The following is a 1550-nucleotide window of genomic DNA, read 5'->3' as shown; positions in this document are numbered from 1 at the left end:
GGGTGTAGGCCCTGCGGGCCAGCAGCGCGTACTCCCGCTGGCGGTCCAGGCGTTCGTGGACCTCGACGAACTCGCCGTGGGGCAGCCGCCTGATGCGTCCGGTCTCGCGGCCGTGCAGCAGGGTGTCGCGTTCGCGGCGCTGCAGGCCCAGGCAGATCCGCCGGGTCAGGACGTAGGTGAGCGCGGGGACGGCGAACACGCCGATCCGTACCGCCCAGGTGATCTGGTTCAGGGACAGGTGGAACTCCTGGGCCAGCACGTCGTTGGCGCCGCCGAAGAACAGCACCAGGTACAGGGCGACGAAGCCGATGCCGAACGCGGTGCGGGTGGGGTGGTCGCGCGGGCGGTCCAGGAGATGGTGCTCGCGCCGGTCCCCGGTCACCCAGGCCTCCAGGAACGGCCACAGGGCGATCACCGCCATCATCAGGGTGGGCACGATGACCGCGGGGATCAGGATGCCCAGGTTGACGGTGTATCCGCCGAGGCTGAACTCCCAGGCCGGCATGGCCCGCAGGGCGCCCTCCAGGAACCCCATGTACCAGTCGGGCTGGGAGCCCTGGGAGATCTGGTCGGCGCGGTAGGGGCCGTAGGTCCACACCGGGTTGATCTGCGCGATGCCCGCCAGCAGGGACAGCACCCCGGCGATGATGAAGAAGAAGCCGCCGGCCTTGGCCGTGTAGTGCGGGAACAGGGGCTGGCCCACGACGTTCTTCTCGGTGCGGGCCGCGCCCCGGAACTGGGTGTGCTTGTGGTAGAAGACCAGGATCAGGTGCACGGTCAGCAGCGCCACGACGATGCCCGGGATCAGCAGGATGTGGAAGCCGTAGAACCGGCCGATCACGTTGTGGCCCGGGAACTCCCCGCCGAACAGGAACATCGACAGGTACGTGCCCACCAGCGGGATGGCCAGCGTGACGCCCTCGGCGATGCGCAGGCCGGTGCCGGAGAGCAGGTCGTCGGGGAGCGAGTAGCCCACGAAGCCCTCCAGCGTCACCAGCACCAGCAGCGTGAAGCCGAACAGCCAGTTCAGCTCGCGCGGCTTGCGGAACGAGCCGGTCAGGAAGTGGCGCAGGGTGTGCAGGCACAGCGCGCCGATCATCGTCAGCGCCGACCAGTGGTGCAGCTGGCGGATGAACAGGCCGCCGCGCACCTCGAAGCTGATGTGCACGGTGGAGGCGTAGGCCTGCGACATCCGTACCCCGTGCAGCGGGGCGTAGGAGCCGTTGTAGACCGTCTCGGACATGCTCGGGTCGAAGAAGAGCGTCAGCCAGATCCCCGTCACCAGCAGCACGACGAAGCTGTAGAGGGCGATCTCGCCGAACATGAACGACCAGTGCTCGGGGAACACCTTGCGCACCAGGAAACGGAAGTTGTAGATCCCCAGCCGCCCGTCGGTCCAGTCGGCGACCCGCTCACCCCGCGAGGGCGCGGTGCGCGGGCTGCGGGGGGATGCGTCGGTGCCGGTCATGCCCGTGCCCCTTCCTCTGGCCGCCGGACGCCGTGGGCGGCGGTACGGGTGGCGGCAGCCGTACCGCCGCCCACGGCGTCCG

General features: G+C 69.5%; 1 protein-coding gene. It reads right to left on the bottom strand.

The window, feature by feature from the left end; translation table 11 throughout:
• Nucleotides 1-1468 (bottom strand): cytochrome bc complex cytochrome b subunit (locus JHN63_RS51585; RefSeq protein ID WP_200692014.1); only part of this gene is annotated, 1468 nt, incomplete at its 3' end.
• Between the last annotated feature and the right edge of the window lie 82 nt (nucleotides 1469-1550).

This window comes from Streptomyces sp. MBT65, from assembly GCF_016612545.1.
Lineage (GTDB): Bacteria > Actinomycetota > Actinomycetes > Streptomycetales > Streptomycetaceae > Streptomyces.
This window is presented reverse-complemented; position numbering and strand designations above follow the sequence as displayed.